Origin of the sequence: Mesobacillus sp. (assembly GCF_049588175.1) — a bacterium.
Lineage (GTDB): Bacteria > Bacillota > Bacilli > Bacillales > Cytobacillaceae > Mesobacillus.
In genome coordinates this window covers 1-1,681 of sequence record NZ_JBAVFI010000716.1, presented here as the reverse complement: position 1 = coordinate 1,681, position 1,681 = coordinate 1, and the positions used below count along the sequence as shown (strand labels likewise).

The 1,681-nt window shown below is 35.8% G+C and carries 2 protein-coding genes; both read left to right on the top strand.

Translation table 11 applies throughout. The features are described from left to right. A partial coding sequence (locus WB217_RS17445) for a spore germination protein (protein ID WP_423994560.1) occupies positions 1-615 on the top strand: 615 nt, incomplete at its 5' end. A 22-nt stretch (positions 616-637) separates the two neighbouring features. After that, the coding region (locus WB217_RS17440) for a GerAB/ArcD/ProY family transporter (protein ID WP_423994559.1) at positions 638-1,681 on the top strand (1,044 nt) is incomplete at its 3' end.

The window sequence follows — 1,681 nt, the reverse complement described above, 5'->3', positions numbered from 1 at the left end:
ACATTGTTAAGTCCTATGTATGTAGCAATTATGACCTATCATTATGAATTAATCCCTGCGCGGTTACTAGAGACGCTTGTTGGTTCAAGGGCAGCCGTTCCTTTCCCCCCATTTTTAGAGGCTCTTTTTTTAGAGTTAATGATTGAAATGGTAAAAGAGGCAGGTATCCGTCTACCGCTTAAAATTGGGCAATCCCTTGGTGTTGTAGGTGGGATTGTAATCGGGCAAGCTGTGGTGGAAGCCGGATTAACTAGTAATGTACTGCTTATTTTAGTAGGACTAGGATCTTTAGCTTCCTATACCTCGCCTGTATATAAATTTAGTAATACGATTCGGTTTATCAAGTTTCCTATCATTTTTCTTGCCCAATGGTTTGGTTTGTTTGGGGTGTTTTTAGCCCTTCAAATTGCACAAATCCATTTACTCCGGTTAACGTCACTAGGGCGACCTTATTTAAGCCTGTATCCAGTACGGAATACTTCCTTTCAAGATTTATGGGTAAGACTACCTTTTTCCAAGCAAAAAGAAAACCCAACAACATTGAGACCTCAAAAGAAGTGGAAATCAACCGGTACAGGAAAAAAAACGGGGCCGTCGAACGATTTTTATGAATAAATCGTAAAGGGGAAAAACCAATATGCAAGCAAATATTAGACATCAAGTTTCTCCTTATTTAGTCTTCTTTATCATTTACAATTCGCAGGTTGGTGTTGGCATTTTATCCTTCCAAAGGACCATTGCCGCGAAGGCAGGATATGATGCTTGGATTGGTGTATTAGTGGCAGGGTGCATTGTTCAATTGTTTATTTGGGTGATGTACATACTGCTGGAAAAAGCAGACGGAGATATTATCGATGTTCATACAACTATTTTTGGAAATGTGCTAGGCAAATTTATTAGCTTTTTTATCATGATTTATTATTGGTTAGCAAGTGTTTCTGTTTTAATTGGGTTTATCGAGATCATTCAAGTATGGTTGTTTCCTGCCATGCCTTCATGGATTATTTCTACTATAATTTTACTATCCGTGTATTATTGTGTTTCTGGAGGATTTCGGGTTATTGTCGGCATGTCTTTTTTATCTTTTATTTTTCCACAAATTTTGCTAATCGTCCTTTTTATTTTCCCGTTAAAACATGCTCACTTTTCAAATTTGCTGCCCATCATGAACCATTCCTTTATGGACATAACGGATTCCATCAAAAGCTCGATGTATACTTTAGCGGGAACTGAAACCTTACTGATGTATTATCCATTTATAAGGGATCCTAAAGCCTCAAAGAAATTTGCTCATTTAGGTGTTCTCTTTACTACTATACTGTATACGATTTCTTCTATTATTTCCTTTACTTTTTATAGTGAAAATCAGTTAAAAACGACAATTTGGCCAGAACTTTCTTTAACAAAAATGATTACTCTGTCTTTCTTGGAGCGATTTGAATACCTGTATATATCTATGTATTTAATTATCGTTACTGTATTAATCTCACTTTTACTATGGTGCTCCAGCAGAGGTTTAAAGAAAATTTTTAACAGGAAGCAAAAGTATACATTACTCATTCTTAGCTTATTTAGTGTCGTCCTTTGTCATTTTAACGGTTCCTTCAACGATATGCTGAATAAATATATCACTCAAATCAATTTATGGATATTTTACGGCTATATCCCCATACTCTTATTT